The sequence below is a fragment of the Frigoribacterium sp. CFBP 13707 genome (genome assembly GCF_014842245.1).
Lineage (GTDB): Bacteria > Actinomycetota > Actinomycetes > Actinomycetales > Microbacteriaceae > Frigoribacterium > Frigoribacterium endophyticum.
This window is the reverse complement of sequence record NZ_JACYVL010000003.1, coordinates 239,261-264,222: the sequence shown is the minus strand read 5'-3', so window position 1 is coordinate 264,222 and position 24,962 is coordinate 239,261. Positions and strand designations below refer to the sequence as shown.

Sequence of the window (24,962 nt, the reverse complement as noted above, 5' to 3'; positions counted from 1 at the left end):
TCCTTCGGGTGCGTGACGTTAGCCTAGACGTCGTCTCTGCCCCTCCCGTCCTCGTCGGTCGACCGACCGGGCGCCGCCCCCTGGAGCGCCGTGCGCATCACCCGCATCACCGACCTCGACCACGACGCCCTCGCCGACTACGCGAGGCTCACCGACGTCGCGCTCCGCCGCGTCACCGAGCCCGAGGGCGGCCTCTACATCGCCGAGTCGTCGAAGGTGATCGAGCGGGCGCTGCGGGCCGGGCACGTGCCGCGCTCGGTGCTGATGACCGAGCGCTGGCTCGCCGACATCGAGCCGCTCGTCGCCGACCACGACGGCGAGATCTTCGTGGGCGACGCGGCGCTGCTCGAGACCCTGACCGGCTACCACCTGCACCGGGGCGCGCTGGCGGCCATGCACCGGCCCGTGCTCCCGTCGGTCGAGTCGGTGATCGAGGGCGCGCGTCGGGTCGTGGTGCTCGAGGACATCGTCGACCACACGAACGTGGGCGCGATCTTCCGGGCCGTGGCGGGGCTCGGGGCCGACGCCGTCCTCGTGACGCCCCGCTGCGCCGACCCGCTCTACCGCCGGAGCGTCCGCGTGAGCATGGGGACGGTGCTGCAGGTGCCGTGGACGCGCCTGCCCGACTGGCCCGAGGGCGCGGACCTGCTCCGCGCCTCCGGCTTCGAGGTGGCGGCCCTGGCCCTCTCCGACGACGCCGTCGCGCTCGACGAGTACGCCGCCGCGCCCCCGGAGCGGGTGGCGCTCGTGCTCGGCACGGAGGGCGACGGGCTCAGCCCGGCCGCGCTGCGCGCCTCCGACCGCGTGGTCACCATCCCCATGCTGCACGGGGTCGACAGCCTGAACGTCGCCGCCGCCAGCGCGGTGGCGCTCTGGGCCCTGCGCGTGCCGGCCCCCGCCTCCGCCGCCGGGGCGGACGCCGCGTGAGCCGCGGCGCCCGACCGGCCCGACGTCGCCGACACGGCGTCCGGGCCGTGGTCGCGGGCGCCCTCGTGGTCGTGCTGGCCGCGCTCGTCTACGTGCCCGTCGTCCTGCTCGCCCCCCTCGCCCCGGCGACGGCCGCGGCGGCGGAGTGGACGGCGCCGGCCCAGCCGGGGGCCCAGCTGACGTTCCCGAGCTACGGCGCGACCGCCGTGCAGGCCGTCGGGTGGGACGAGAGCCTGACGACGAGCGGATCGACCACGCCCCTGCCGATCGCGAGCATCAGCAAGGTCGTCACCGCCCTCGTCGTGCTCGACGCCCGGCCGCTCGACGGGGGCGACGGTCCGTCGCTGACCCTCGACGCCGACGACGTCGCCCTCTACGAGGCCTACCGGTCGCAGGACGGCAAGGTGGCGCCGATGACCCTCGGCCAGCAGCTGACCGAGAAGCAGATGCTGCAGGTGTCGCTGATCGAGTCGGCCAACAACTACGCCGACGCCCTGGCCCGGTGGGCGTTCGGCGACACGGCCGGCTTCGTCGCCGCCGCGACGGCCTGGCTCGCCGAGAACGGCCTCACCTCGACCACGCTCGTCGAGCCGACCGGCATGTCGCCGTCGAACACGAGCACGGCGACCGACCTCGTGCGGCTCGGCGAGATCGCCCTGGCCGACCCCGAGGTCGCCGCGATCGTGGCGACCCCGACGACGACCGTGCCGGGCGTCGGCGTCATCGAGAACTCGAACGAGCTGCTCGGGCTCGACGGCGTCGTCGGCATCAAGACGGGCACCCTCGACGAGGCCGGCGCCTGCCTGCTCTTCGCCGCCGACTACACGATCGCGGGGGAGCCCGTCACGGTCGTCGGGGTCATGCTCGGCGGCGTCGACCACGACTCCCTCGACGCCGACGTGCAGCGGCTGCTCACGAGCGTCTCCGGCGCGTTCCAGACCGTCACGGCCACGACGGCCGGCGACGTCTGGGCGTCGTACGAGCTGCCCTGGGGGGCGGGCACCGAGGCCGTCGCCTCGACGGACGCGAGCCGTCTCGTCTGGGGCGACGTGACGGTGACGGCCTCGATCGAGACCGAGTCGGTGACGACGGGGGCGGCGGGCGACGACGTGGGCCGGGTGCGGTTCCAGATCGGCGACGAGGAGGTCGACGTGCCGCTGGTGCTCGACCGGGCCCTCGCCGAGCCGGACGCGTGGTGGCGGCTGACCCACCCCGACGAGGTGCTTGCGGCGGGCTAGGGCTCGTCGCGGTACAGCACCGACGCGGCCTCGGGCCGCTTGGGCTGCACGCCGTCGCCGGACGACTGGTGGCGGAGGCGCCGGACGACCCACGGCACGAGGTACTCCCGGGCCCACCGGCGGTCCTCCGTCCGAGCCTGCCGCCACGGTCGAGGCGGCAGCGGCTCGGTGCGCCAGGGCTCGAGGTCGTTCTCCACCGCGAGGGCCTGCAGCACGGCGCGGGCGATGGTGTGGTGGCCGAGCGGGCTGAAGTGCAGACGGTCGGGCGCCCACATGCGGGGGTCGCCGAGCTGACGGAGGGCCCACATGTCCGCCACGACCGCGTCGTGCCGGAGGGCGATGGCGTGCACGTGCTCGTTGTAGATGGCGACCTTGCCCCGCAGGCGGCCGAGCACGGGCGTGAGGCCGATGTCGGGGCCGGTGAAGACGACGACCGTGGCCCCCTGCGACCCCAGCGTCTCGACGAGGCCCTCGAAGCCGGCGGCGACGGCGTCTGGGTCGGTGCCGGGGCGGATGATGTCGTTGCCTCCCGCCGACACCGAGATCAGGTCGGGCCGGAGCGCGAGGGCGGCCTCGGCCTGCTCGTCGATGATCTGCTGCAGCAGGCGCCCGCGCACCGCCAGGTTCGCGTAGGCGAAGTCCTCCGTCGACGCCCCGAGCACCTCGGCGACGCGGTCGGCCCAGCCCCGGTGGCCGCCCGGAGAGCGTTCCTCCGGGTCGCCGATGCCCTCCGTGAACGAGTCGCCGATCGCCACGTAGCGCGACCACGGGTGCTGCTGAGTCATGGCCTCCACGTTACCGCCCGCCCTCCGCCCGGCCGAGGGGCTGCCGCCCGGGGCCTCGCGTGGCTAGCCTCGACCCCGTGCCCCCGACCACCCCGCCGACCTCGACCGCTTCCATCCCCGCGGAGGTGAGCCCCGCGGAGACGAGCCCCGAGGAGACGAGCCCCGAGGAGATGCTGCCGGACGACCTCCTCGAGCGCTTCCGGGCCCGCGCTGCCGGCCACGACCGGGAGGGCACCTTCCCGCACGACGACCTCGCCGAGCTGCGCGAGCGCGGGTACCTCCGCGCGTTCGTGCCCACGGAGCAGGGAGGCGCGGGCTGGGGGCTCGAACGCGTCGCCGCCGCGCAGTCCCGCCTCGCCGCCGCCGCCCCGGCCACCGCGCTGGCCGTCGGCATGCACCTCGTCTGGACGGGCTGCGCCGCGGTGCTCGCGGCCCGCGGCGACCGGTCGCTCGACCTCGTGCTCGACGACGCGGCGCGGGGCGAGGTCTTCGCCTTCGGCGTCAGCGAGCCGGGCAACGACGCCGTGCTCTTCGACTCGCTCACCCGGGCGGAGCCGACGGGCGACGGGGGCTGGCGCTTCACCGGCGTGAAGTCGTCCACCTCGCTCTCCCCGGTCTGGACGCGCCTCGGCGTCTTCGGGCGCGACGACACGGACCCCGAGGCCCCCGTGCTCGTGCACGGCTTCGTCCACCGCGACCAGCCCGGCCACTCGTCGCTCGAGGACTGGGACACCATCGGCATGCGGGCGACGCAGAGCCACAGCACCCGCCTCGAGGGCGTCGAGGTGCCCGCCGAGCGCGTGGTGCGCGTGCTGCCCGTCGGGCCGAGCGGCGACCCCCTGGTCTTCGCGATCTTCGCCGTCTTCGAGACCCTCGTCGCCGCCGTGTACCGCGGCGTCGCCCGCCGGGCCGTCGAGCTCGCGGTCGAGAGCGCGACCGCCGGGCCCTCGCACCGGGCCGGCGGCGCTCCGCGCTCCCACGACCCGCTGGTCCGCTGGCGCGTCGCCGACGCGGCCGTGCTTCTCCAGGGCATCGAGCCCCAGGTCGACGCGGTGGCCCGCGACGTCGACGGGCTCGTCGACCACGGGGCCGCCTGGTCGGCGATCCTCGTGGGCCTCAAGACCCGCGTCACCGAGACCGCCCGGGCCGTCGTGGACCAGGCGGTCGCGGTCGCGGGCGGGGCGTCGTTCCGCTCGTCGAGCGAGCTCGGGCGGCTGCAGCGCGACGTGCTGGCCGGGCGGTTCCACCCGTCGAGCACGGACTCCGCCCACGCGACGGTCGCGAACTGGCTCCTCGGCCCCGACCACTGACCACGCGGGCGACCGGGCGGCCCGGTCGTGGACGACGGCCGGACAGCCGGGGAGGCGCCCGCCGCCCGACGCTGTCGGTGGTGCGTGTGAGGATGCTCGGGTGAGCAAACAGGACGGCAGCGGGCGGCTGGTCACCACCGTCCCCACCGACGACGTGTCGGCCCCGATCCTGCACGTCGACATGGACGCCTTCTTCGCCTCCGTCGAGCTGCTCGACCGGCCCGATCTCCGGGGCCTGCCGGTCGTGATCGGCCAGAGGTCCGACCGCTCGGTCGTCACGGCCGCCACCTACGAGGCCCGCAAGTTCGGGGTGAACTCGGCGATGCCGATGGCGATCGCCCTGCGCCGGTGCCCCCAGGCCGTCGTGCTCGAGCCGCACTTCGAGAAGTACCGGTACTGGTCGCGTCGGGTGATGTCGATGTTCGACGACGTCACGCCGCGGGTCGAACGACTCGGCATCGACGAGGCCTTCCTCGACGTCTCCGGCGCCGTCCGGCTCATGGGGTCTCCGTTCGCCATCGGCACCGAGCTCCGCCGGCGCGTGCACGCCGAGACGGGCCTGCGCTGCAGCGTCGGGGCGGCGTCCACGAAGTTCGTCGCGAAGCTCGCCTCCAGCGTGGCGAAGCCCGACGGCATCCTCGTGGTGCCGCACGACCAGACCGTCGCCTTCCTGCACCCCAGACCGATCAGTGCCCTGTGGGGCGTCGGCGGCAAGACCGAGGAGGTCCTGGGCAACCTGGGGCTGCGCACCGTCGGCGACGTCGCCACCGCGTCGCTCGACACCCTCGTCCGGGCCGTCGGGCCCGCGGCCGGCGCCAAGCTGCAGGACCTCGCGTGGGGCCGCGACCCGCGTGTGGTCACCACGGGCACCGAGGAGAAGAGCGTCGGGCACGAGGTGACGTTCTCGACCGACGTCGTCGACCCCGAGGTCATCCGCCGCGAGCTGCTGAGGCTCAGCGACCGCGTCGGGTCGCGGCTGCGCGACGCCGGGCTGAGCGGCCGCACCGTCGTGCTCAAGCTCCGCACGTCCGACTTCACCACGATCACCCGGTCGCGCACGCTCGCCGACCCGACCGACCTCGGTCGCCGCATCTACGACGAGGTGCGCTCGGTGTACGAGGCCACGGGCAAGCAGCACGAGCGCATCCGGCTGGTCGGCGTCCGCGTCGAGCAGCTCGGCGCCGGGGGAGGGGGCGGCTCGCTCGCCCTGTGGGACGACGACGCGGGCTGGCGCGAGGCCGAGTCGACGATGGACGCCCTGCGGGCCAAGTTCGGCTCGACCATGCTCACCCCGGCCTCCCTCCTCGGCGCGCGTCGACGTGACGGGCTCTCGGGCCCCGACACGGGCGCCGACGCGCGGGCGCCGCGGCGCGGCGCCTCGTCCGGCGAGGGCCGCGACGCGCCCTGGCCCGCGGGCCGCGGGCCCCGTCGACCGGCCCCGCGGCCCGACCACCCCGGCCACGGCGAGTAAGATCGGGTCGAGTGAGCACAGCTAGCGCAACCGACCCGGCCGGGGGTGACGACACCGGCCAGCACGACGAGCTCGACCTGGGCGAGGTCGGCGCGACGGCCGGCAACTCGGCCGCCGAGCACCTCTCGCCGGCGTTCCCCGAGCGGGCTGCCTGGGGCACGGCCAGCAAACTGCGGGCCTGGCAGGCCGAGGCCCTCGAGCAGTACTTCGCGACCTCGCCTCGCGACTTCCTCGCGGCGGCCACCCCCGGCGCCGGCAAGACGACCTTCGCCCTGCGGCTCGCCACCGAGCTGCTCTCGCGCGGCGAGATCGACCGCGTCGTCGTCGTCGCGCCGACCGAGCACCTCAAGCGGCAGTGGGCCGACGCGGCCGACCGGGTGAACCTGCGCCTCGACCCGATGTTCAAGAACGCCGACGTCACGTTCGGGCGGCACTACCACGGCGTCGCCGTCACCTACGCGCAGGTCGGCATGAACCCGCAGGTGCACGCGGCGATGACGGCGGCGGGCCGCACGCTCGTCATCCTCGACGAGGTGCACCACGGCGGCGACGCGCTCAGCTGGGGCGACGGGATCCGCGAGGCCTACGGCCAGGCGACCCGCCGGCTGTCGTTGACGGGGACGCCCTTCCGCTCCGACACCGCGCCCATCCCGTTCGTCACGTACGCCCCCGACGAGCACGGCATCCGCACGTCGAAGTCCGACTACGCCTACGGCTACGGCCGTGCCCTGGCCGACGGGGTGGTGCGGCCCGTGCTCTTCATGGCCTACGCGGGCCAGATGCGCTGGCGCACCCGGATGGGCGACGAGATGAGCGCCTCCCTCGGCGAGGCCGTCACGAAGGACATCACGGCCCAGGCGTGGCGCACCGCCCTCTCGCCCCAGGGCGACTGGATCCCCGCCGTGCTGTCCGCCGCCGACAAGCGCCTCACCGAGGTCCGCCGAGGCGTCCCCGACGCGGGCGGCCTCGTCATCGCGACCGACCACACCGCCGCCCGGCAGTACGCCGCGGTGCTGCAGAAACTGACCGGTGAGCGGCCCACCGTGGTGCTCTCCGACGAGAAGGCCGCCTCCGACCGCATCCAGGCGTTCTCGGACGGCGACGCGCGCTGGATGGTCGCGGTGCGCATGGTGTCCGAGGGCGTCGACGTCCCGCGGCTCGCGGTCGGGGTCTACGCGACCAGCGCCTCCACCCCCCTCTTCTTCGCCCAGGTCGTCGGCCGGTTCGTCCGGGCCCGGCGACGGGGCGAGACCGCGTCGATCTTCCTGCCGAGCGTGCCCAGCCTGATGGCCCTCGCGGGGCAGCTCGAGCTCGAGCGCGACCACGCGCTCGACCGGCCGGAGACCGCGGACGACGGCATCTTCGCGCCCGAGGACGACATGATGGCGGCCGCGAACCGCGAGGAGAAGGCCTCGAGCCTGCTCGAGCAGCAGCCGTTCGAGGCGCTCGACTCGCAGGCCTCGTTCGACCGCGTGCTCTACGACGGCGGCGAGTTCGGCACCGGCGGCGAGATCGGCAGCCTGGAGGAGCTCGACTTCATCGGCATCCCCGGGCTGCTCGAGCCCGACGAGGTGCGAGCACTGCTGCGGCAGCGCCAGGCGAAGCAGGCCAAGCGCTCGGCCAAGAACGGCATGCCCACGACGGCGCCGGTCGAGGAGGCGCGGCCGATGTACCAGACCATCAAGGAGCAGCGGCAGGAGCTCAGCCGCCTCGTCTCGATCTGGTCGCGGCACTCCGCCGAGCCGCACGGCCTCATCCACGCCGACCTCCGCCGGATCAGCGGCGGGCCGGCGGTCGCTCAGGCCAGCACGGAGCAGATCCAGAAGCGCATCGACGTGCTGCGCGGGCGGATCGGCAACCGCAAGTAGCGCTGCCCGACCCGCACCCGGCCGCCCTCGCCGGGGCGCGCCTAGCGTGGGGCGGGTGCAGACGTTCCTCCCCTGGCCCGATCCCGTCGAGACCGCCAGGAGCCTCGACCAGGCCCGGCTGGGCAAGCAGCGGGTCGAGGCGCTGCAGGTGCTGCGGGCCGTCACCCTGCCCGGCTACGGCTGGCAGAGCCACCCGGCCATCGCTATGTGGCGCGGCCACCTGCCCGCCCTGACCTCGTACTCCCTCGCCATCACCGACGAGTGGCTCGCCCAGGGCCACGCCGACACCGTCCGGCCGCAGATCGCGGAGTTCGCCCCCGAGGTCGACGGCGTCCCGTTCGCGTCGCTCGAGCTGCCCCCGTGGCTCGGTGACGAGTCGGTGCACCGCAGCCACCGCTCGAAGCTCGTGCAGAAGCAGCCCGACTGGTACCGCGCGCGGTTCCCCGACGTGCCCGACGACCTCGACTACGTGTGGCCCCCGGCCGACCCGGCGGCGCCGCTCCCGTCGGACGAGCCGGCGCTGACGGCCGAGCGCCGAGCCTGGGTCGTCAGGCCGCTCACCGCCCGGCAGCACGACGACTGGGTCGACGCCGGCGTCGTGACCCTCGCCGAGTCGTCGCCCCGCGGCAAGGTCGGTGCCGTCTGGCAGGCCCAGGTCGAGCGCTTCACGACCCTCCCCGACGGGTCCGAGCTGCTCGTGCCGGATCGCGCACAGCGGTCGTTCCGCCGTGGTCGCGTGGTGGGGGAGGTCGTCTCGGCCCTCGACGACGACCGGGCGCCCGTGCTCCTGCGCCGGGTCGCCTTCGACGACTCCTCGCTCAGCCGGTCCGAGCTGCCCCGACCCGCCCTCGCGCAGGACCCGCGGTCGCTCTTCCCGATCGCGCTCGCCTGACCGGCCGCGTCGGTAGCATCGGAGGATGCTCGACCGCGCCGACGACGACCGACTTCTCGTCCGTGCCTCGCCGGAGGCGCCTCCCGAAGCCGTCGTCGAGAGGTTCGGCGGTGGCTGGCGCCTGACCCGGTGGTCGGTCGACCGGGCCGGCGACGAGTCGCTGGGGGTCTACACGGCCGCCGAGCTCGCCGAGGCGGCGTGGTGGCGGCACCTGGACCGCGACCGCGGTCAGCGGACCGCCACGCGCTCCGAGGCCGCCCGGCGGCTCGGCGACGCCTGACCGGCGGGCGCGACGGCGAGGGCCGCCCTCGCCGACGCCGGGGCGGGCACTCCCGTCGGGGCCGTGTCGGACGCTCCGACGTCGATCAGCACGTCGACCCCGTCGTCGGTGCAGGTCGCGACCGCACGGACGCCGCAGGGGCGGTCGTCGAGGCTCCGGAGCAGGGCGTCCCGCCACGCAGTGTCGGAGGCCCTGACCGCGCGGCTCCCGGTCCGCTCGACGACGAAGACCACGCGCGACGCCCCGAACTCGCGCGCGACGGCCTGGACGGCGTCCGCCCACCGGCCCACGGCCTCGGCGGCGGGCCGGAGCGGGATGCCCTCCAGGGGCACGACGACCGGGAGCGGGACGTCGGCGGCGTCGAGGAAGAGGGTCCAGAGCTGACGCCGGATGGCCACCGGGAAGAAGTGCGTGAGCAGACGGTGCAGGTCGGGCGTCGTCCGGAGGGGCCGGTGGAGGTCGAGGGCGGGGCTGGCGGTGTCGGTCATGGGCACAGCCTCGCGGGGGAGCAGGCCGACACTGCCGTTCTCCCCAGCCCGGCCCCTCCGGCCCGGACGAGAGCCCCCTGGGGAGGGACGGCGCGGTCCCTCCCCGGCGCCGCGGTCGGCCTCACGGCCGCGTGACGAAGCCCTTCTCGACCATCCAGTCGAAGGCCACGTCGGCGGGCTCCTCGCCCTCCACGTCCACGCGGCGGTTGAGGGTCCGGAGCTCCTCGTCCGTGAGCGACGGCGAGATGGCGTCGAACACGTCGGCGAGCTCCGGGGTCTCCTCCAGCGCCTCCGCCGAGAAGACGGGCGCGACGTTGTACGCGGGGAAGAAGCCCTGGTCGTCGTCGAGCACCGTGAGGTCGAGCGAGTCGATGCGGCCGTCGGTGGTGAACACCTCGCCGAAGTTGCAGCGACCACGGTCCGTGGCCTCGTAGACGGTGCCCGTGTCGAGGATGCTGACGTTGCTCGTCGGCACGCCGTCGGCCGCGCCCAGCTCCAGGCCGTAGCGCTCGAGCATCGGCGCGAAGCCGTCGGCCCGCGAGTTGAATTCGGCCTCGACGCAGAAGGTCCGCTGCTCGACGGGCAGGGCCGCGATGTCGCTCAGCGAGTCGACGTCGCCCAGCTCGGGCACCGCTTCCGAGCGGACGGCCATCGCGTACGTGTTGTTCAGCGGAGCCGGCGGGAGCCACACGAGGCCGTTCGCCACGTCCGCGTCGCGCACGGCGACGTACTGCTCCTCCTGGTCGGGGATCCCCGCCGCCTCGCCGAGGTAGGTGAGCCACGCCGTGCCGGTGTACTCGTAGGTCATGTCGGCGTCGCCGTCGAGCATCAGCTGGCGCACGGCCACGCTGCCGGGCACGTTCGTCATGTCGGTGACGTCGAACCCCGCCGCCTTCGCGGCGAGGACGGCGATCTTGCCGAGGATGAGCTGCTCGGTGAAGTTCTTCGTCGTGACGGTCAGCGAGGCGTCGTCGGGCAGCCCTTCGATCGCCTCGATCGAGCCCGGCGCGACGGCGGGCACGAAGGCGGTGGCCGGCTGCAGGCCGCAGCCGGCGAGGAGGGCCGTCGAGGAGGCGGCCACGAGGGCCGTGAGGGAGGCGCGGCGCAGTCGGCGGCGCGGGGTCGCGGTGGTCGTCATCAGAGTCCCTTCGGACGGGCGACGTGCTCGACGACGCGGCCGAGCCAGTCGATCAGGAGCGCCAGGAGGGCGATCAGCAGGGCGCCCGAGACGAGGACCCGGGGCAGGAAGAGGTTGACGCCGGTCGTGATCAGCAGGCCGAGGCCGCCGGCGCCGATGAAGGTGGCGAGGGCGGCGGAGCCGACCAGCAGGACGAGCGCCGTCCGGATGCCCGAGAGCATGACCGGGACGGCCAGGGGCAGCTCGACCCGGAACAGCACGGCGAGCGACGACATGCCCATGCCGCGGCCCGCCTCGACCAGACGGCCGTCGACGCTCTGCAGCCCGATCATCGTGTTGCGGAGCACGGGCAGCATCGCGTAGAGGACGAGCGCGACCACGGCGGCCCAGAACGAGAAGCCCAGCCAGAACGCCAGGAGCACGACGAGGCCGATGGCCGGCGCGGCCTGGCCGAAGTTCGCGACGGCCAGGATCGGGCCCGAGACCCGGCGGAACGGCCCGCGGGTCAGCACGACGCCGAGCGGCACGGCGATCACGAGCACGATCACGGCCGAGACGAAGGTCAGCGCCAGGTGCTCGCCGGTGTAGCCGAGGAGGTCGGAGGGGTTCAGCGTCGTGCGCTCCGCCGTGGTGAGGTCGGCGGTCGTGAGCCACACGACGAACGCCCCGAGGGCGAGGAGCACGGCGACCGGCTGGACGACGAGGCCGAGCAGCCCCGGGCGGGCGGGGCGACGTCGCTCCGGCCGGGCCGGGGCGGCCACGGCGGGCTCCACGGCGGCGCTCACGCGACGTCCCGCGGGGCGGCCACGTCGGTCTCCGACCCGGCCGAGCCCCTGCCGCTGCCGGTGCCCCCGGCGACCGGCTCGGGGAGGACGGAGAGCGGCCCGGTGTTCGTGCCGACCGGCGCGTCGGTCGCGGCGATCGCCGCGGCCTTCCTGGCCCGGGTGATGGCGTCCATGACGACCTCCACGGTGATGACGCCGACGAACGCGTCACGACGACCGGTGACGAGGGCCGCCCCCGCGCTCGAGACGAGCATCGTGTCGAGCGCGTCGTTGAGGGTGGCGCCGCTGCCGACCACGGGCAGGTCGGCGTCGGGCGTCGCCGGGACGACGTCGACCCGCCGCAGCTGCCTCAGGGAGGGCCAGCTCACGGGCCGGTCGCGCTCGTCGACGACGACGGCGTGCGCGTGCCCGGCGGCCTCGACGCGGGCGACGACCTCGACACCGGGCTCCCCGGGGCGCGCGACCACCGCCTCCGCCAGGTCGACGTCGCCCACGCGGGCGAGGGTCAGCTGCTTGAGACCCGCCCCGGAGCCGATGAAGTTCTCGACGAACTCGTTCGCGGGCTCGGCGAGGATCCGCTCGGGGGTGTCGTACTGCACGATGTGGGCACCCTCGGAGAAGATCACGATCCAGTCGCCGAGCTTCACGGCCTCGTCGAAGTCGTGCGTGACGATGACGATGGTCTTCTGCAGCTCCTCCTGGATCCGCAGCAGCTCGTCCTGGAGGCGCTGCCGCGTGATCGGGTCGACCGCGCCGAAGGGCTCGTCCATGAGGAGCACGGGCGGGTCGGCCGCGAGGGCACGGGCCACGCCGACGCGCTGCTGCTGGCCGCCGGAGAGCTCCTTCGGGTAGCGGTCGCGGTAGGTGTCGGGGTCGAGCGACACGAGCTCGAGCAGCTCGTCGACGCGCGCGGCCACGCGCTCCCTGCTCCAGCCCAGCATCTTCGGCACGATGGCGATGTTGGCCGCGACCGTCATGTGCGGGAAGAGCCCGCCGGCCTGGATCACGTAGCCGATGCGCCGGCGCAGCTCGTCGCCGTCGATGCTCGTCACGTCGTCGTCGCCGAGGACGATGCGGCCCTCGGTCGGCTCGATGAGGCGGTTGATCATCTTCAGCGTCGTCGTCTTGCCGCAGCCCGACGGGCCGACGAGCATGACGATCTTGCCGGCCGGGATCTCGAGCGTGATGCCGTCGACCGCGGGGGCGGACTGCCCCGGGTAGCGCTTCGTCACGGTGTCGAGGAGGATGCTGCGGCCGGAGACGCCGGAGTCGGCGGTCGCGGCGGCGGGGGAGTCAGTTCTGGACACGGATGCCTCTCGGGATGGTCAGGCGGCCGAGGCCGACGAGGAGGAGGTCGAGCACGAGGGCGAGGACGACGACGCCCACCACCCCGGTGACCACGGAGGCGAGCGCGTTCGCGCCGCCGAGCCGGGAGAGCCCGGAGAAGATGAAGCCGCCGAGGCCGGGGCCGAGGGCGTACGCCGCCACGGCCGCGATGCCCATCATCATCTGGGCGCTGACGCGCACGCCGGTGAGGATGATCGGCCAGGCGAGGGGCAGCTGCACCTGGACGAGCGTGCGGAACCGGCCCATGCCGATGCCGCGCGCCGACTCCACGATCGCGTCGTCGACCTCGGTGAGGCCCACGACGGCGTTCCGGAGGATCGGCAGCGTCGCGAAGAACGTCACGACGATGACGGTCGGCAGGACGCCGAAGCCGACCGGGGCGATGAGCAGGCCGACGACCGCGAACGAGGGCAGCGTGAGGCCGACCGCCGAGACGCCGTTGGCGAGGCCGCGCAGCCACGGCACGCGGTGCACGAGGGCGGCCACCGTCACGGCGATCACCACGGCGAGCAGGAGGCACTGCACCACGAGCGAGAGGTGCTGCCAGGAGGCGAACCAGATCTGGTCCCACCTGTCGCTCACGTAGTCCCACGCCATGTCGTCTCGCCCCTCGTCACCGGTAGTCGTCCCGTTCACACGAACGCCCGGCTGAGCCGGGCGGACGACTACGACCATAACCACGACGCCCGTCGCTGTCACGGTGACGGGCGCCGCCGACGGGGTGCGGACGGCGTCGTCGTTACCGAACGAGTGTCGGAGAAGCCCCGGTCAGGAGGGGGTGGGCCGGAGGGGCGGCGACCGGAGTGTAACGATGTGGGGGACAACGCCGGAGGCGCGGTGCAGGACGTCCCGCACCGCGCCTCCCGAGGGCCCCTGCCTCACTCCGCGGCGGCTCGCGACCCCACCTTGTAGCGCGACCCGTGGTGCTCCGCGGGCAGCCGGTCGCCCCGGCCGAAGAGCTTCTGGCGGAGGGTGCCCGGCTCGTACTCGGTCGGGTAGACGCCCCTCGCCTGGAGCACGGGGACGACGTGCTCGACGATGTCCTCGAAGGTGCCCGGCGTGATCGCGTAGGCGAGGTTGAACCCGTCGACGTCGGTCTCGGCGACCCACTCCTGCAGCTGATCGGCGATCTCCTCGCCCGACCCCACGATGCGGGGCCCGAGCCCGCCGATGCCCGCTGCCTCGGCGATGTCGCGGATCGTCCACTCCTTCCCGGTGTCGCCCTCCTGGGCCTGGAAGTTCGCGAGCGCCGACTGGATGGCGTTGCTCTCGACGTCGCCGACCGGGTCGTCCAGGGAGTAGCTCGACAGGTCGACGCCCATCCAGCCCGACATCAGCGTCAGGGCGCCCTCGTGCGAGGCGTACCGGCGGTACTCCTCGTGCTTCGCCCGCGCGGCCTCCGGCGTCGCGTCCGTGATGATCGTGAGCAGCGTGTAGATGCGCGCCGAGTACCGGTCGCGCCCGGCCGCCTCGAGGGCGTCGCGGAGCTTCGTCACGGTCGCGGCGAGGCGCTCCTTCGTCGGCGCCGCGACGAAGATCGACTCGGCGTTGCCCGCCGCGAAGGCGATGCCCCGGGGCGACGCGCCGGCCTGGTAGATGACCGGCGTGCGCTGCGGGCTCGGCTCGGCGACGTGGATGCCGGGCACCTTGTAGTACGTCCCCTCGTGCCCGATGTCGTGCACCTTGCTCGGGTCGGTGAACACGCCGGTCTCGCGGTCGCGGACGACGGCGTCGTCCTCCCACGAGCCCTCCCAGAGCTTGTAGAGCACCTCGAGGTACTCGTCGGCCTGGTCGTAGCGCGTGTCGTGGTCGAGCTGGTCGTCGGCGCCCATGTTCCGGGCGGCGCTCGGCAGGTAGCCGGTCACGACGTTCCAGCCGACGCGGCCCTCGGTGAGGTGGTCGAGCGTCGACATGCGGCGCGCGAAGGGGTACGGGTGCTCGTAGGCCGTGCCGGCGGTGATGCCGAAGCCCAGGTGCTCCGTCGCGGCGGCCATGGCCGACACGAGGAGGATCGGGTCGCCCACCGGCGTCTGGGTGCCGTTGCGGAGGGCCGCGTCGTGGTTGCCGCCGTAGACGTCGTACGTGCCGAGCACGTCGGCGATGAACAGCCCGTCGAACCGGCCCCGCTCGAGGAGGCGCGCCAGGGAGGTCCAGTAGCTGAGCTTCGTGTAGTCGGGCGAGCGGTCGTCAGGGTGCCGCCAGAGCCCGGGGGACTGGTGCCCCACGCAGTTCATGTCGAAGGCGTTGAACCGGATGCGTCGAGTCATGGCTCGATGGTGGTCGACGACGGCCGCGGCCGCCTCCCTCGCGACACACGGCGTCACACTCCGGCCGTACCCTGGAGTCGTGCCCCGCCCCACCGACCCCGCCGCCGCCTCCGACCCGGCGGAGGCCCGGGGCACCGCCGCCGACGCCTCCGCCGAGTCGACGCCGACGGTCCGCCCGCGGCTCGGGCGCGACGTGGTGGTGCTCGGGGTCATCGCCTTCTTCGTCATGGTCGGCTTCGGCGTGGTCGTGCCGGTGCTGCCCGTCTACGCGCAGAGCTTCGGCGTCGACCACGTGCTCGTGGGCGCCGTGCTCTCGGCCTTCGCCCTGATGCGCCTCGTCGCGAGCCCCTTCGTCGGCCGACTGCTCGACCTCGCCGGCGAGCGGGTGGTGCTCAGCGTGGGCATCGGCATCGTCGCCCTGTCGAGCGCCCTCGCGGGCCTCGCCACCGACTACCCCCAGCTCCTGCTGATGCGCGGCCTGGGCGGCATCGGCTCCGCGATGTTCACGATCTCCGCCATGACCCTCCTGCTCGCGTCGACCCCGCCGACCCGACGGGCCCGCGCCGTGGGCTTCTACCAGGGCGGCTTCCTCGTCGGGGGCATGGCCGGGCCGGCCATCGGCGGCGTGCTCTCCACGATCTCGCTCACGGCCCCGTTCTTCTTCTACGCGGCGACGCTCGCCGTGGCCGGGCTGATCGGCGTCGTGCTGCTCAAGCCGGTGCCGCGCGGCGCGGCCGCGGAGAAGGCGGAGCCGCCGACCCCGCTGCGCGACGTGCTGGCCGACGTGCGGTTCCGCGCCGCCTGCGTCGCGAACTTCGCGCAGGGCTGGTCGTCGCTCGGGGTCCGGAGCGCCCTGGTGCCCGTGCTCGTCGTCGAGGTGCTCCGCGGGCCGACGGCCTGGACGGGCGTCCTCTTCGCCGTCGCGGCCGTCGCCCAGACGGTCGCGCTCGCGCCGGCCTCGCGCTTCGTCGACACCGTCGGGCGACGCCCCGCCGTGATCGGCTCCTTCGCGGTCGCCGCCGTCAGCCTCGCCGCGGTTCCGTTCGCCTCGCACGTCGTCGTGCTCGGCGCCCTCCTCGCCGTCTACGGCGTGGCCACGGCCTTCATGGGCACGGCTCCGGCGGCCCTCGTCGGCGACGCCGCGGGCGCCCGCGGCGGCCGGCCGGTGGCGATCTTCTCGATGTGCTCCGACGTCGGGGCCATCGCCGGGCCCCTGGTGGCGGGCCTGCTCGTCGACGTGGCGTCGTTCCCCGTCGCGTTCGGCGTCGCGGCGCTCCTGCTGGCGGCGGCCTCGCTGGCCGCCGTCCGCATCCCGCGCGAGCCACAGCCCGCCCTGGCCTGACCGACACGACGACGGAGGCGCGCCCCGGTCACCCGGGACGCGCCTCCGTCGTCTGCCTCGTCGCCCGCGGGCGACCCGGCTACTTCGCCGGAGCGGCCTTCGCGGGGCTGGCCTTCGCCGAGCCCGCCCCCGCGTCGTCGCCCTTGGGCGCCACGACCGGGGTCACCTTGAGGAACCCGGCGCGCGGGTCGGCGAGGCCGACCAGCGGCGTCTGGTCGCGCCCGCCGACGAAGTTGGTCACCCAGCCGGTGAGGATGCGCCACTTGCGGTTGACGGTCGGCATCGCGTACAGGTGGTAGCCGCGGTGGGCGAGCCACGCCGCGACGTTCTTGACCTTGACGCCCTTGAGCACGCCCGCGCCCTTGCCGATGCCGTAGCTCGCGACGGTCCCGACCGACGCGTGGCGGTACTCCGCGAGCGGGGCGCCCGAGAGGGCGGCGATCACGTTGTCGGCCACGGTCACGGCCTGGCGGACGGCGTTCTGCGCGTTCGGCGGGTAGAACGCGGGCTGCTTCTCCGCGAGGAGGTCGGGCACCTGCGCGACGTCGCCGAGCGCCCAGATGCCGTCGAGCACCTGGCCGTCGTCGGTCTGCACCTGGAGGGTCGCCTTGACGTCGACGTGGCCCTTCGGGCCGAGGGGCAGGCCGAGGTCGGCGACGACGGGGTTCGGCTTGACGCCGGCCGTCCAGACGATCGTGCCGGCGGGGATGGTCTCGCCGTCGCTGAGGACGACGTCGCCGTCGATGCACGAGGGCATCGTGGTGCCGAGGCGGATGTCGATCCCGCGGCCGCGCAGGTGGCCGAGGGTCCACTTCGAGAGCTCGGGGCCGACCTCGGGGGCGACGCGGTCGAGGGCCTCGACGAGCACGAAGCGGAGCTCGTCGCGCGACAGGGTCGGGTACTCGTCGACGGCGGCCTTGGCCGCGTCGTCGAGCTCCGCCATGGCCTCGACGCCGGTGTAGCCGCCGCCGACGAAGACGACGGTGAGCAGCTTGCGCCGGGTCGCGGCGTCCTGGACGGAGGCCGCCTCGGCGATGTTGCCGAGGACACGGTCACGGACGTACTGGGCCTCCTCCACGCTCTTGAAGCCGACGCCGTTCTCGGCGAGGCCGGGCGTGGGGAAGGTGCGCGTGACGGCGCCGAGGGCGACGACGAGCTGGTCGTAGGGCAGCTCGGAGGCCACGCCGTCGGCGGTCGTGACCGTGATGGTCTTCGAGTTCGCGTCGAGCGCCGTCACGGCGGCCTCGACGACCTTGGTCTTCTTCAGCGCCTTGCGGAGCGGCACGGTGACGTCGCGCGGCGCGATGTGGCCCCCGGCCACCTCAGGCAGGAAGGGCTGGTACGTGTAGTACGGAGACTGGTCGACCAGCGTGATGCTGGCGCTCTGCGGCGGCTGGCGCTTCTGGAGCTCGAGTGCCGTGGTGAGCCCGGCGGCGCCGCCGCCGAGGATGATGATTCGCTGTGTCATGGTTGTGTTCCTCCCTGGGTCGACCGTACTAGAGACACGCGGCGACGACCCGCCCTCCCGGGGGAGTCGCGGGTCGTCGCCCCGGGGACCGTCAGCGGTCGGCCGGGATGTCCGAGTCGGTGTACGAACCGTCGGCCTCGCCGTCGTGCGGTCCGGTGGTCTCGCCGCCGTCGGCGGGGATGTCGCTGTCGACGTACGAGCCGTCCTGCTCGCTCGTGACGTCGGTGCTCGTCGTCTCGACGTGCTCGGTGTGGACGTGGTCCTCGTGCTGGTGGTCGGACTCGTTGCCGTGGTGCTCGGTGCCCATGCTGGCGCCCTCCGTTCTGTCAGGTCGCGGAGCGTCGTCGCCCGCGTGCGGCTCACACTAGACGCGTGGGGCCGGCGCGGGTCAGAAGCCCTCGTTCTCCCTCGTGACGTACGGCGACTCGAGGGCGTCGAGCTCGTCGTCCGTCAGCCACAGGTCGACCGAGGCGACGGCGTCGTCGAGGTGCTGCATCTTCGTGGCGCCGACGATGGGCGCGGTGACGACCTCCTGCTGGCGGACCCAGGCGAGGGCCACCTGTGCGCGGGAGACGCCCCGCGCCTCCGCCACCGTCGCGACGGCCGCCGCGACCTGCCGGTCGGCGTCCTCGCGCTGGCGGTAGAGGGTGCCGCCGAACTGGTCGGTCTCGGTGCGGGCCGTGGTGTCGTCCCAGTCCCGGGTGAGCTTGCCCCGCGCCAGCGGCGACCAGGGGATCACCCCGACGCCCTGGTCGAGGCAGAGGGGGTGCATCTCGCGCTCCTCCTCGCGCTGGACGAGGCTGTACTGGTCCTGCATGGAGACGAAGCGCGTCCAGCCGCCGAGGTCGGCCGTGTGCTGCGCCTTGGCGAACTGCCACGCCCACATGCTCGAGGCGCCGATGTAGCGGGCCTTTCCCGACTTCACGACGTCGTGCAGCGCCTCCATCGTCTCCTCGATCGGGGTCTCCGGGTCCCAGCGGTGGATCTGGTAGAGGTCGACGTGGTCCGTCCCGAGGCGGCGGAGGCTGTCGTCGATCGCGCTCATCACGTGGGCCCGCGAGAGCCCCGCGCCGTTCGGGCCGGGGCGCATGCGGTTGAAGACCTTCGTGGCGATGACGACCTCGTCGCGGCGGGCGAAGTCGGCGAGGGCGCGCCCGACGATCTCCTCGCTCGTGCCGTCGGAGTAGACGTCGGCGGTGTCGAAGGTGGTCACGCCCTGCTCGAGCGCCCGCTGGACGAACGGGCGGGACTCCTCCTCGGGGAGGCTCCACGGGTGGGCGCCGCGCTCCGGGACGCCGTAGCTCATGCAGCCGAGGACGACGGCCGAGACCTGCAGCCCGCTCGATCCGAGACGTGTGTACTCCATCGTGTTCCCTCTCTCTGTCCGGTCGACTGCGACAGTAGACCGCGCGGGGGGGTCGGGAACCGGACGACGACGACCGACGCCGCCCACGACGCCCACGACGCCCACGACGCCACCGCCGGGAACGACACGGCAGGCGAAGGCACGGCCGGGAACGACGAAGGGCCCCGCCGGAGCGGGGCCCTTGCCGTGGTGCTGCACTGTCTCAACCAGTGTGTCGATCCGAGGATCGGTGTCCGAGGGGGGACTTGAACCCCCACGCCCTATACGGGCACTAGCACCTCAAGCTAGCGCGTCTGCCATTTCCGCCACCCGGACTGGATGGTGCCTGCCGAAGCCGACCACGAAACATTAGCACGGCTCCGAGGGCCTCGATGACCACGGGCAGGAGGGGGGCTCCGGGTAGCGTGGTCGGCATGACGACGACCCCTGAGTCCGAGCCCGCCACGACCGACCGCGAGGTCGAGCTCGACGAGACGGCGACCATCGCGCGCGACCTGATCCGGTTCGACACGTCGAACTACGGGGGCGGTCGGTCGAACGGCGAGGCGGACGCCGCCGAGTACGTGGCCGACGCGCTCCGGGCGCTCGACCTGGAGCCGCTCGTGTTCGAGTCCGAGCCCGGCCGCGTGAGCGTCCTCGCCCGGGTCGAGGGGGCCGACCGCTCCAAGCCGGGGCTCGTCGTGCACGGGCACCTCGACGTCGTGCCCGCCGACCCGGCGAACTGGTCGGTCGACCCGTTCGCGGGCGTCGTCCGCGACGGCATGCTCTGGGGCCGCGGCGCCGTCGACATGAAGAACATGGACGCCATGATGCTGTCGTCGCTCGGCGACATCATCCGGGCCGGTGAGCGACCCGCCCGCGACCTCGTCGTCGGGTTCCTGGCCGACGAAGAGGCCGGGGGAGTCCTCGGCTCGCACTTCCTGGTGACCGAGCACCCCGAGGTCTTCGAGGGCGCCACGGAGGCGATCAGCGAGGTCGGCGGGTACTCCACCTTCATCGACGGCCGGCGCTCGTACCTGCTGCAGACGGGCGAGAAGGCCCTGATCTGGATCAAGCTCCGCACCCGGGGCACGGCCGGCCACGGGTCGCAGATGATCGTCGCGAACGCCGTGACGCGGCTGGCCGAGGCCGTCGCGGTGCTCGGCCGGCAGCAGTGGCCCATCGCCCTCACCGACACGACCACGGCGCTCCTCTCCGAGGTGGCGCGCATCCTCGACGTCGACCTCGAGCAGACGTCGCCCGACGAGCTCGTGCTGCACACCGGGACGGCGGCCGGCTTCATCCGCGGGTCGCTGCGGACGACCACGAACCCCACGATGCTCACCGCGGGCTACAAGCACAACGTGGTGCCCGACACGGCGGAGGCGCTGGTCGACATCCGCTGCATGCCCGGCCAGGAGGAGGCCGTGCTGGCCGAGGTCCGCGCGCTGATCGGCGACGACGTCGAGATCGAGACGATGCACACCGACATCGGCCTCGAGACCCCCTTCTCGGGCCCCCTCGTCGAGGCGATCACGGGCACGCTCGAGCGGCACGACCCCGGGGCCCCCGTGCTGCCCTACCTGCTCTCCGGCGGCACCGACAACAAGGCCCTCAGCCTGCTCGGCATCGCGGGCTACGGCTTCGCGCCGCTGCGGCTCGACGAGGGGATGGACTTCCCCGCCATGTTCCACGGCGTCGACGAGAGGGTGCCGCTCGACGCACTATCCTTCGGGAGTCGCGTCCTCCGGGACCTGCTGGCGACGTACTAGCACCCCCGCACCAGAAGGGCCCCCGCGTGGAGCATCTCCTCCAGGCACTCCTGCTCGGCCTCGTCCAGGGCCTCACGGAGTTCCTCCCCGTCTCGTCGAGCGCCCACCTGCGGCTCGTCGGCCTGTTCTTCTCCGAGCCCGGCTCGGCCGCCGACTTCGACCCCGGCGCGACGTTCACCGCGATCACGCAGCTGGGCACCGAGCTGGCCGTCGTCATCTACTTCTGGCGTGACATCACGCGCATCCTCACCAAGTGGTTCCAGGGAGTCACGGGCAAGATCCCGAAGGCCGACCCCGACGTGCGCATGGGCTGGCTGGTCATCATCGGCACGGTCCCGATCGTGCTGGTCGGCTACCTCGCCCAGGAGTACATCCGCACGGTCTTCCGGTCGCTCTGGATCGTCGCCGTGGTGCTGATCGTCTTCGGCCTGCTGCTCGGGCTCGCCGACCGCCTCGGGCGCAAGGAGCGCTCCTTCGAGCAGATGAGCTACGGCCACGGCATCGCGGTCGGGGTCGCCCAGGTGCTCGCGCTGTTCCCCGGGGTGTCCCGGTCGGGCGCCACGACGACGACCGCGCTCGCCCTCGGCTACTCACGACCGGCGGCCGCCCGGTTCTCGTTCCTGCTCGCCGTCCCCGCGGTGTTCGGCAGCGGCCTCTTCGAGCTCGTCCAGAGCTTCAGCGACCCCGGCCCGTACTCGCTCGGCGAGACCCTCGCCGCGACGGTCGTCGCCTTCGTGGTCGGCTTCGTGGTGATCGCGTTCTTCATGAACTACATCTCGAAGCGCAGCTTCCTGCCCTTCGTCGCGTACCGCATCGTGCTCGGCGTCGTCCTGCTCGTCCTGCTCGGCACGGGCGTGGTGGCCGCGTGAGGGCCTGGACGCGGCCGACGGTCCCGGCGCTGCCCGGCTCGGCGCCCCTCCCCGTCCTGCACGACACCGCGACGGCCGAGCGCCGCCCGACCCGCGTCGTCGACGGCGCGGCCTCCCTCTACGTCTGCGGCATCACGCCCTACGACGCCACCCACCTCGGCCACGCGTCGACGTACCTCGCCTTCGACACCCTCGTGCGGATCTGGCTCGACGCCGGGGTCGCCGTCACCTACGCACAGAACACGACCGACGTCGACGACCCGCTGCTCGAGCGGGCGGCCGCGACCGGCGTCGACTGGCGCGACCTGGCCGCCTCGCAGACCGACCTCTTCCGCAGCGACATGCAGCACCTGCAGGTGCTCCCGCCCGACCACTACGTGGCCGTCACCGACGTCGTCTCGGACGTGGCCCGGGCCGCGGCGCGCCTCCTCGACCTCGGGCTCGCCTACCGGGTCGACACGCCCGGCTCGACCGAGGGCGACGACGTCTACTTCGACGTCCGGGCCGCCGAGCGGTCGACGAGCTGGCACCTCGGGCTCGAGAGCCGGTACGACCTCGAGACCATGACCCGCTTCTCCGCGGAGCGCGGCGGCGACCCCGACCGCCCCGGCAAGCGGGACCCGCTCGACCCGCTCCTCTGGAGGGCGGCGCGGGACGGCGAGCCCTCCTGGCCGTCCGCGCTCTCCGCCGGCCGCCCGGGCTGGCACATCGAGTGCACCGTCATCGCGCAGGCCCACCTGGCCGCTCCGATCTCCGTCAACGGCGGCGGCAGCGACCTCGTGTTCCCGCACCACGAGATGAGCGCGGCGCACGGGACGGCGATGACGGGCGAGCCGTACGCCGACCTGTGGGCGCACACCGGGATGGTCGCCTACCAGGGCGAGAAGATGAGCAAGTCGCTCGGCAACCTCGTCAAGGTGAGCGAGCTCGTCGCGGCCGGCCACGACGCCCGCGCCGTGCGGCTGGCCGTCGCGGGCCACCACTACCGGTCCGACTGGGAGTGGTTCGACGCCGACCTCGAGGCGGCCGAGGCCCGGCTCGACCGCTGGGCCCGCTGGGCCTCGGCGGCCGACGACGCGGCAGCCGACGACGAGCCGACGCCGCTCCTGGCCGCGCTCCGCCACGCGCTGGCCGACGACCTCGACACGCCCTCCGCCCTCGCGGCGGTCGACGCCCGGGTCGCCTCCGGCAGCACCGCCACCGCGGTCGACCTGGACGCGGTGCAGGCCCTCCTCGGCGTCGACCTGCGCCGCTGACCCGGCCGCGGCCCGCGCGGGCGGTGACGGAACCTCGCGACACATGACCGTCTGACATACTGACGGGGATGTCCTTCGTCGTGCCGCCTCCCCAGGACCCCGGGAGCGTCGATCGCCCGAGGCGTCGCCTCACGCGCCGCGACGCCCGGGTCGACGCCCTCGTCGCCCTCGGCCTCCTGGCCCTCGGGGCGCTCACCGCGGTGCTCGCCCTCGTCGTCGTCGACGGCGAGCCGACCGCGAGCACGGCCCCCGCCGAGACCTTCGCCTGGCTGGTCGCCCTGTGCGCCCCGGTGGCCCTGCGACGTCGACGCCCCCTGGTCGCCATGGTCGTGGTGGCCGCCGTCGTGGTGGGCGCCTCGCTCCGGGGCTACCCGGACGACCTGGCCCCGGCCCTCGCCCTCTTCCTCGTCATCTCCACCGCCAACGCCTGGGCCGCCTCCCGCCGTCGGGCGCTCGTGACGAGCGTCGTCGTCTCGGCCGCGCTCTTCGCCCTGCTGGTCGTCGGGCTCGCCCGGCGGGCGGGGGAGGTCGAGGGCGTGCCCGTCGGCCCGCTGACCGCCTCCGTCGTCTACTCCGTGGTGTTCACGGCGCTCTTCTTCGCGGGGGCCGTCCTGGTCGGGCGCTCCTCCCGCGTCTCGGCCGCGCGCCTCCACGCCCTCGAGCGGGCGGGCGTCGACCTCCGGGCGGCGCAGGAGGTCGTCGCCGACCAGGCCATCGACGAGGAGCGCTCCCGCATCGCGCGCGAGCTGCACGACGTCGTGGCCCACAACGTCGCCGTGATCGGCATCCAGGCGGGCGCCGCGCGTCGCACCCTCGACCGGCCCGACGTGGCCCGCGGTGCCCTCAGCGCCGTCGAGGCCACGGCGCGCACGACCGTCGAGGAGCTGGAGCGACTGCTCCGCGTGCTCCGCACCCGCGACGGCAGCTGCGCCGCCCCGGCGGGCCTCGCCGACCTCCCGCAGCTCGTGGACGACACCCGTCGGCTCGGGCTCGACGTCCGCTGGGGCGTGGAGGGCGACGTCGCCGACGTGCCCGAGAGCACGGGGGTGACGGTGTACCGCGTCGCCCAGGAGGCCCTGACCAACACGCTGAAGCACGCCTCCGCCTCCGTCGCGGTCGTCCGGCTCCGGCGTCACGACCGCACCGTCGAGATCGAGGTCGTCGACGACGGTCGGGGCTCCGGCGACCGCGGGTCGCCCGGGACGACGGCCGCGACGGGCGTGACGGGCACCGGGCTGGGGCACCGGGGGATGCGCGAACGGGTCGACCTGCACGGCGGCGAGCTCGAGGTCGGGCCGCTGCCCCGCGGCGGCTACCGCGTCCGGGCGGTCCTCCCGGTCGCGTCGTGCGCGGTGCCCGGCCGCGAGCCCACGCCGGCGAGCCCCGCGCCCCGGTCGTCCGGGGTCGCCCGGTGACGGCCCGGCAGCCCGTCCGCGTCCTCCTGGTCGACGACCAGGAGCTCGTCCGGGCCGGGTTCCGCATCATCCTCGACACGGCCGACGGACTCGAGGTCGTCGGGGAGGCCCGTGACGGGCTCGAAGCGGTCGACGTCGCCCGCGAGACGCGGCCGGACGTCGTCGTGATGGACATCGAGATGCCGCGCCTCGACGGGCTCGAGGCCACCCGGCGCATCCTCGCCGAGCGCCCCGTCGACGGACCCGCCGTGCTCGTGCTCACCACCTTCGGGCACGGCGACTACCTCTTCCGGGCGCTCCAGGCGGGGGCGAGCGGGTTCCTGCTCAAGACCTCGGGCCCCGAGGAGCTCATCGACGCGGTGGGCGTCGTGCACCGCGGCGACGCGCTGCTGGCCCCGGAGGTGACCCGCGACGTCGTGGCGCGCGCCCTCGCGGGGCCGGAGCGCCGCCCGCCGGCCCCGAGCCCGCGCCTCGCCCTCCTCACCGAGCGGGAGCGGGAGGTGCTCGACCGGCTCTCCGTCGGCGAGTCCAACGCGGAGATCGCCCGGGCGCTCTACCTCGGCGAGGCGACCGTCAAGACGCACGTCTCGAACGTGCTCGGCAAGCTCGAGCTGCGTGACCGGACGGCGGCGGTCGTCTTCGCCTACGAGAACGGCGTGGCCGTCCCCGGCGAGAAGCGCTGACGGCCCCGCCTCGCCG

Annotated in this window: 23 protein-coding genes and 1 tRNA gene; 13 read left to right on the top strand and 11 right to left on the bottom strand. The window is 74.0% G+C overall.

What is annotated here, in order from left to right:
* Window positions 1–90: 90 nt before the first annotated feature.
* Both IFT45_RS08210 and IFT45_RS08205 read left to right on the top strand, forming a co-directional pair.
* Window positions 91–927, top strand: a complete 837-nt coding sequence (locus tag IFT45_RS08210) for an RNA methyltransferase (protein ID WP_056054898.1) — start codon at window positions 91–93, stop codon at window positions 925–927.
* On the top strand, window positions 924–2,165 hold the full coding sequence (locus IFT45_RS08205; RefSeq protein WP_192127627.1) for a D-alanyl-D-alanine carboxypeptidase: 1,242 nt from the start codon (window positions 924–926) through the stop codon (window positions 2,163–2,165). The genes IFT45_RS08210 and IFT45_RS08205 overlap by 4 nt, the downstream gene beginning before the upstream one ends.
* Here the strand turns inward: IFT45_RS08205 and IFT45_RS08200 are convergent.
* Window positions 2,162–2,950 (bottom strand): SGNH/GDSL hydrolase family protein, encoded by a 789-nt coding sequence (locus IFT45_RS08200; RefSeq protein WP_056054904.1) that lies wholly within the window; start codon window positions 2,948–2,950, stop codon window positions 2,162–2,164. The genes IFT45_RS08205 and IFT45_RS08200 overlap by 4 nt on opposite strands.
* A gap of 170 nt (window positions 2,951–3,120) precedes the next feature.
* On the opposite strand from IFT45_RS08200, the gene IFT45_RS08195 reads away from it, so the two are divergent.
* From IFT45_RS08195 to IFT45_RS08175, 5 genes are all read left to right on the top strand, one after another.
* Window positions 3,121–4,260, top strand: coding sequence for an acyl-CoA dehydrogenase family protein (locus IFT45_RS08195; protein WP_192127825.1), 1,140 nt, complete (start codon window positions 3,121–3,123; stop codon window positions 4,258–4,260).
* A 100-nt stretch (window positions 4,261–4,360) separates the two neighbouring features.
* Window positions 4,361–5,731, top strand: coding sequence for a DNA polymerase IV (dinB, locus tag IFT45_RS08190; RefSeq protein WP_192127624.1), 1,371 nt, complete (start codon window positions 4,361–4,363; stop codon window positions 5,729–5,731).
* 77 nt (window positions 5,732–5,808) lie between these two features.
* Window positions 5,809–7,599: a DEAD/DEAH box helicase gene (locus IFT45_RS08185; protein ID WP_056055923.1), complete on the top strand. Its 1,791-nt coding sequence runs from the start codon at window positions 5,809–5,811 to the stop codon at window positions 7,597–7,599.
* A 55-nt stretch (window positions 7,600–7,654) separates the two neighbouring features.
* Window positions 7,655–8,491: an MSMEG_6728 family protein gene (locus IFT45_RS08180; RefSeq protein ID WP_371741173.1), complete on the top strand. Its 837-nt coding sequence runs from the start codon at window positions 7,655–7,657 to the stop codon at window positions 8,489–8,491.
* A gap of 25 nt (window positions 8,492–8,516) precedes the next feature.
* On the top strand, window positions 8,517–8,771 hold the full coding sequence (locus IFT45_RS08175; protein ID WP_185232709.1) for a hypothetical protein: 255 nt from the start codon (window positions 8,517–8,519) through the stop codon (window positions 8,769–8,771).
* Here IFT45_RS08175 and IFT45_RS08170 read toward each other — a convergent pair.
* The 6 genes from IFT45_RS08170 to IFT45_RS08145 form a co-directional block, all read right to left on the bottom strand.
* Window positions 8,720–9,259, bottom strand: a complete 540-nt coding sequence (locus IFT45_RS08170; RefSeq protein ID WP_056054913.1) for a hypothetical protein — start codon at window positions 9,257–9,259, stop codon at window positions 8,720–8,722. The genes IFT45_RS08175 and IFT45_RS08170 overlap by 52 nt on opposite strands.
* A 121-nt stretch (window positions 9,260–9,380) precedes the next feature.
* Window positions 9,381–10,397 carry a glycine betaine ABC transporter substrate-binding protein gene (locus tag IFT45_RS08165; protein ID WP_056054915.1) on the bottom strand — a complete coding sequence of 339 codons (1,017 nt, stop codon included), beginning with the start codon at window positions 10,395–10,397 and terminating at the stop codon, window positions 9,381–9,383.
* Entirely contained in the window at window positions 10,397–11,158 is a 762-nt protein-coding gene (locus tag IFT45_RS08160) for an ABC transporter permease (protein WP_056055925.1), read from the bottom strand. The genes IFT45_RS08165 and IFT45_RS08160 overlap by 1 nt, the downstream gene beginning before the upstream one ends.
* A gap of 20 nt (window positions 11,159–11,178) precedes the next feature.
* On the bottom strand, window positions 11,179–12,489 hold the full coding sequence (locus IFT45_RS08155; protein WP_082514363.1) for an ABC transporter ATP-binding protein: 1,311 nt from the start codon (window positions 12,487–12,489) through the stop codon (window positions 11,179–11,181).
* Window positions 12,476–13,126: an ABC transporter permease gene (locus IFT45_RS08150; protein ID WP_192127616.1), complete on the bottom strand. Its 651-nt coding sequence runs from the start codon at window positions 13,124–13,126 to the stop codon at window positions 12,476–12,478. The genes IFT45_RS08155 and IFT45_RS08150 overlap by 14 nt, the downstream gene beginning before the upstream one ends.
* Before the next feature lie 281 nt (window positions 13,127–13,407).
* Entirely contained in the window at window positions 13,408–14,796 is a 1,389-nt protein-coding gene (locus IFT45_RS08145; RefSeq protein WP_056054920.1) for an LLM class flavin-dependent oxidoreductase, read from the bottom strand.
* Between the two features lie 79 nt (window positions 14,797–14,875).
* Between IFT45_RS08145 and IFT45_RS08140 the strand changes: the two genes are divergently transcribed.
* The gene (locus tag IFT45_RS08140; protein ID WP_371810918.1) at window positions 14,876–16,138 is read left to right on the top strand and encodes an MFS transporter; all 1,263 of its coding nucleotides are present in this window, start codon (window positions 14,876–14,878) and stop codon (window positions 16,136–16,138) included.
* 79 nt (window positions 16,139–16,217) lie between these two features.
* Here IFT45_RS08140 and IFT45_RS08135 read toward each other — a convergent pair whose 3' ends face one another.
* The 4 genes from IFT45_RS08135 to IFT45_RS08120 all read right to left on the bottom strand — a co-directional run bounded on the left by IFT45_RS08135 (window position 16,218) and on the right by IFT45_RS08120 (window position 19,287).
* Entirely contained in the window at window positions 16,218–17,606 is a 1,389-nt protein-coding gene (locus IFT45_RS08135) for an NAD(P)/FAD-dependent oxidoreductase (protein WP_056054922.1), read from the bottom strand.
* A 91-nt stretch (window positions 17,607–17,697) separates the two neighbouring features.
* Entirely contained in the window at window positions 17,698–17,913 is a 216-nt protein-coding gene (locus IFT45_RS08130) for a hypothetical protein (protein ID WP_056054926.1), read from the bottom strand.
* Window positions 17,914–17,994: 81 nt separating this feature from the next.
* A complete protein-coding gene (locus IFT45_RS08125) occupies window positions 17,995–18,972 on the bottom strand; it encodes an aldo/keto reductase (RefSeq protein ID WP_192127611.1) in 978 nt (325 codons plus the stop codon).
* Between the two features lie 230 nt (window positions 18,973–19,202).
* Window positions 19,203–19,287: transfer RNA gene (locus IFT45_RS08120), tRNA-Leu, on the bottom strand.
* 98 nt (window positions 19,288–19,385) lie between these two features.
* Here IFT45_RS08120 and IFT45_RS08115 point away from each other — a divergent pair.
* From IFT45_RS08115 to IFT45_RS08095, 5 genes are all read left to right on the top strand, one after another.
* Entirely contained in the window at window positions 19,386–20,723 is a 1,338-nt protein-coding gene (locus IFT45_RS08115; RefSeq protein WP_056055929.1) for a M20/M25/M40 family metallo-hydrolase, read from the top strand.
* Between the two features lie 26 nt (window positions 20,724–20,749).
* On the top strand, window positions 20,750–21,592 hold the full coding sequence (locus IFT45_RS16830) for an undecaprenyl-diphosphate phosphatase (RefSeq protein WP_056054933.1): 843 nt from the start codon (window positions 20,750–20,752) through the stop codon (window positions 21,590–21,592).
* Entirely contained in the window at window positions 21,589–22,848 is a 1,260-nt protein-coding gene (gene mshC, locus IFT45_RS08105) for a cysteine--1-D-myo-inosityl 2-amino-2-deoxy-alpha-D-glucopyranoside ligase (RefSeq protein WP_192045723.1), read from the top strand. Before IFT45_RS16830 ends, mshC begins: the two co-directional genes overlap by 4 nt.
* A gap of 68 nt (window positions 22,849–22,916) precedes the next feature.
* Window positions 22,917–24,263, top strand: coding sequence for a sensor histidine kinase (locus IFT45_RS08100; protein ID WP_192127609.1), 1,347 nt, complete (start codon window positions 22,917–22,919; stop codon window positions 24,261–24,263).
* Window positions 24,260–24,946 (top strand): response regulator transcription factor, encoded by a 687-nt coding sequence (locus IFT45_RS08095; protein ID WP_056055931.1) that lies wholly within the window; start codon window positions 24,260–24,262, stop codon window positions 24,944–24,946. The genes IFT45_RS08100 and IFT45_RS08095 overlap by 4 nt, the downstream gene beginning before the upstream one ends.
* Window positions 24,947–24,962: the final 16 nt, after the last annotated feature.

Excerpts from the sequence above, each read along its gene's own strand:
- IFT45_RS08200 (WP_056054904.1), bottom strand. The coding sequence starts at position 2,950 with ATGACTCAGCAGCACCCGTGGTCGCGCTACGTGGCGATCGGCGACTCG.
- IFT45_RS08195 (WP_192127825.1), top strand. The coding sequence starts at position 3,121 with ATGCTGCCGGACGACCTCCTCGAGCGCTTCCGGGCCCGCGCTGCCGGC.
- IFT45_RS08175 (WP_185232709.1), top strand. The coding sequence starts at position 8,517 with ATGCTCGACCGCGCCGACGACGACCGACTTCTCGTCCGTGCCTCGCCG.
- IFT45_RS08170 (WP_056054913.1), bottom strand. The coding sequence starts at position 9,259 with ATGACCGACACCGCCAGCCCCGCCCTCGACCTCCACCGGCCCCTCCGG.
- IFT45_RS08165 (WP_056054915.1), bottom strand. The coding sequence starts at position 10,397 with ATGACGACCACCGCGACCCCGCGCCGCCGACTGCGCCGCGCCTCCCTC.
- IFT45_RS08150 (WP_192127616.1), bottom strand. The coding sequence starts at position 13,126 with ATGGCGTGGGACTACGTGAGCGACAGGTGGGACCAGATCTGGTTCGCC.
- IFT45_RS08145 (WP_056054920.1), bottom strand. The coding sequence starts at position 14,796 with ATGACTCGACGCATCCGGTTCAACGCCTTCGACATGAACTGCGTGGGG.
- IFT45_RS08135 (WP_056054922.1), bottom strand. The coding sequence starts at position 17,606 with ATGACACAGCGAATCATCATCCTCGGCGGCGGCGCCGCCGGGCTCACC.
- IFT45_RS08130 (WP_056054926.1), bottom strand. The coding sequence starts at position 17,913 with ATGGGCACCGAGCACCACGGCAACGAGTCCGACCACCAGCACGAGGAC.
- IFT45_RS08125 (WP_192127611.1), bottom strand. The coding sequence starts at position 18,972 with ATGGAGTACACACGTCTCGGATCGAGCGGGCTGCAGGTCTCGGCCGTC.
- IFT45_RS08115 (WP_056055929.1), top strand. The coding sequence starts at position 19,386 with ATGACGACGACCCCTGAGTCCGAGCCCGCCACGACCGACCGCGAGGTC.
- IFT45_RS08100 (WP_192127609.1), top strand. The coding sequence starts at position 22,917 with ATGTCCTTCGTCGTGCCGCCTCCCCAGGACCCCGGGAGCGTCGATCGC.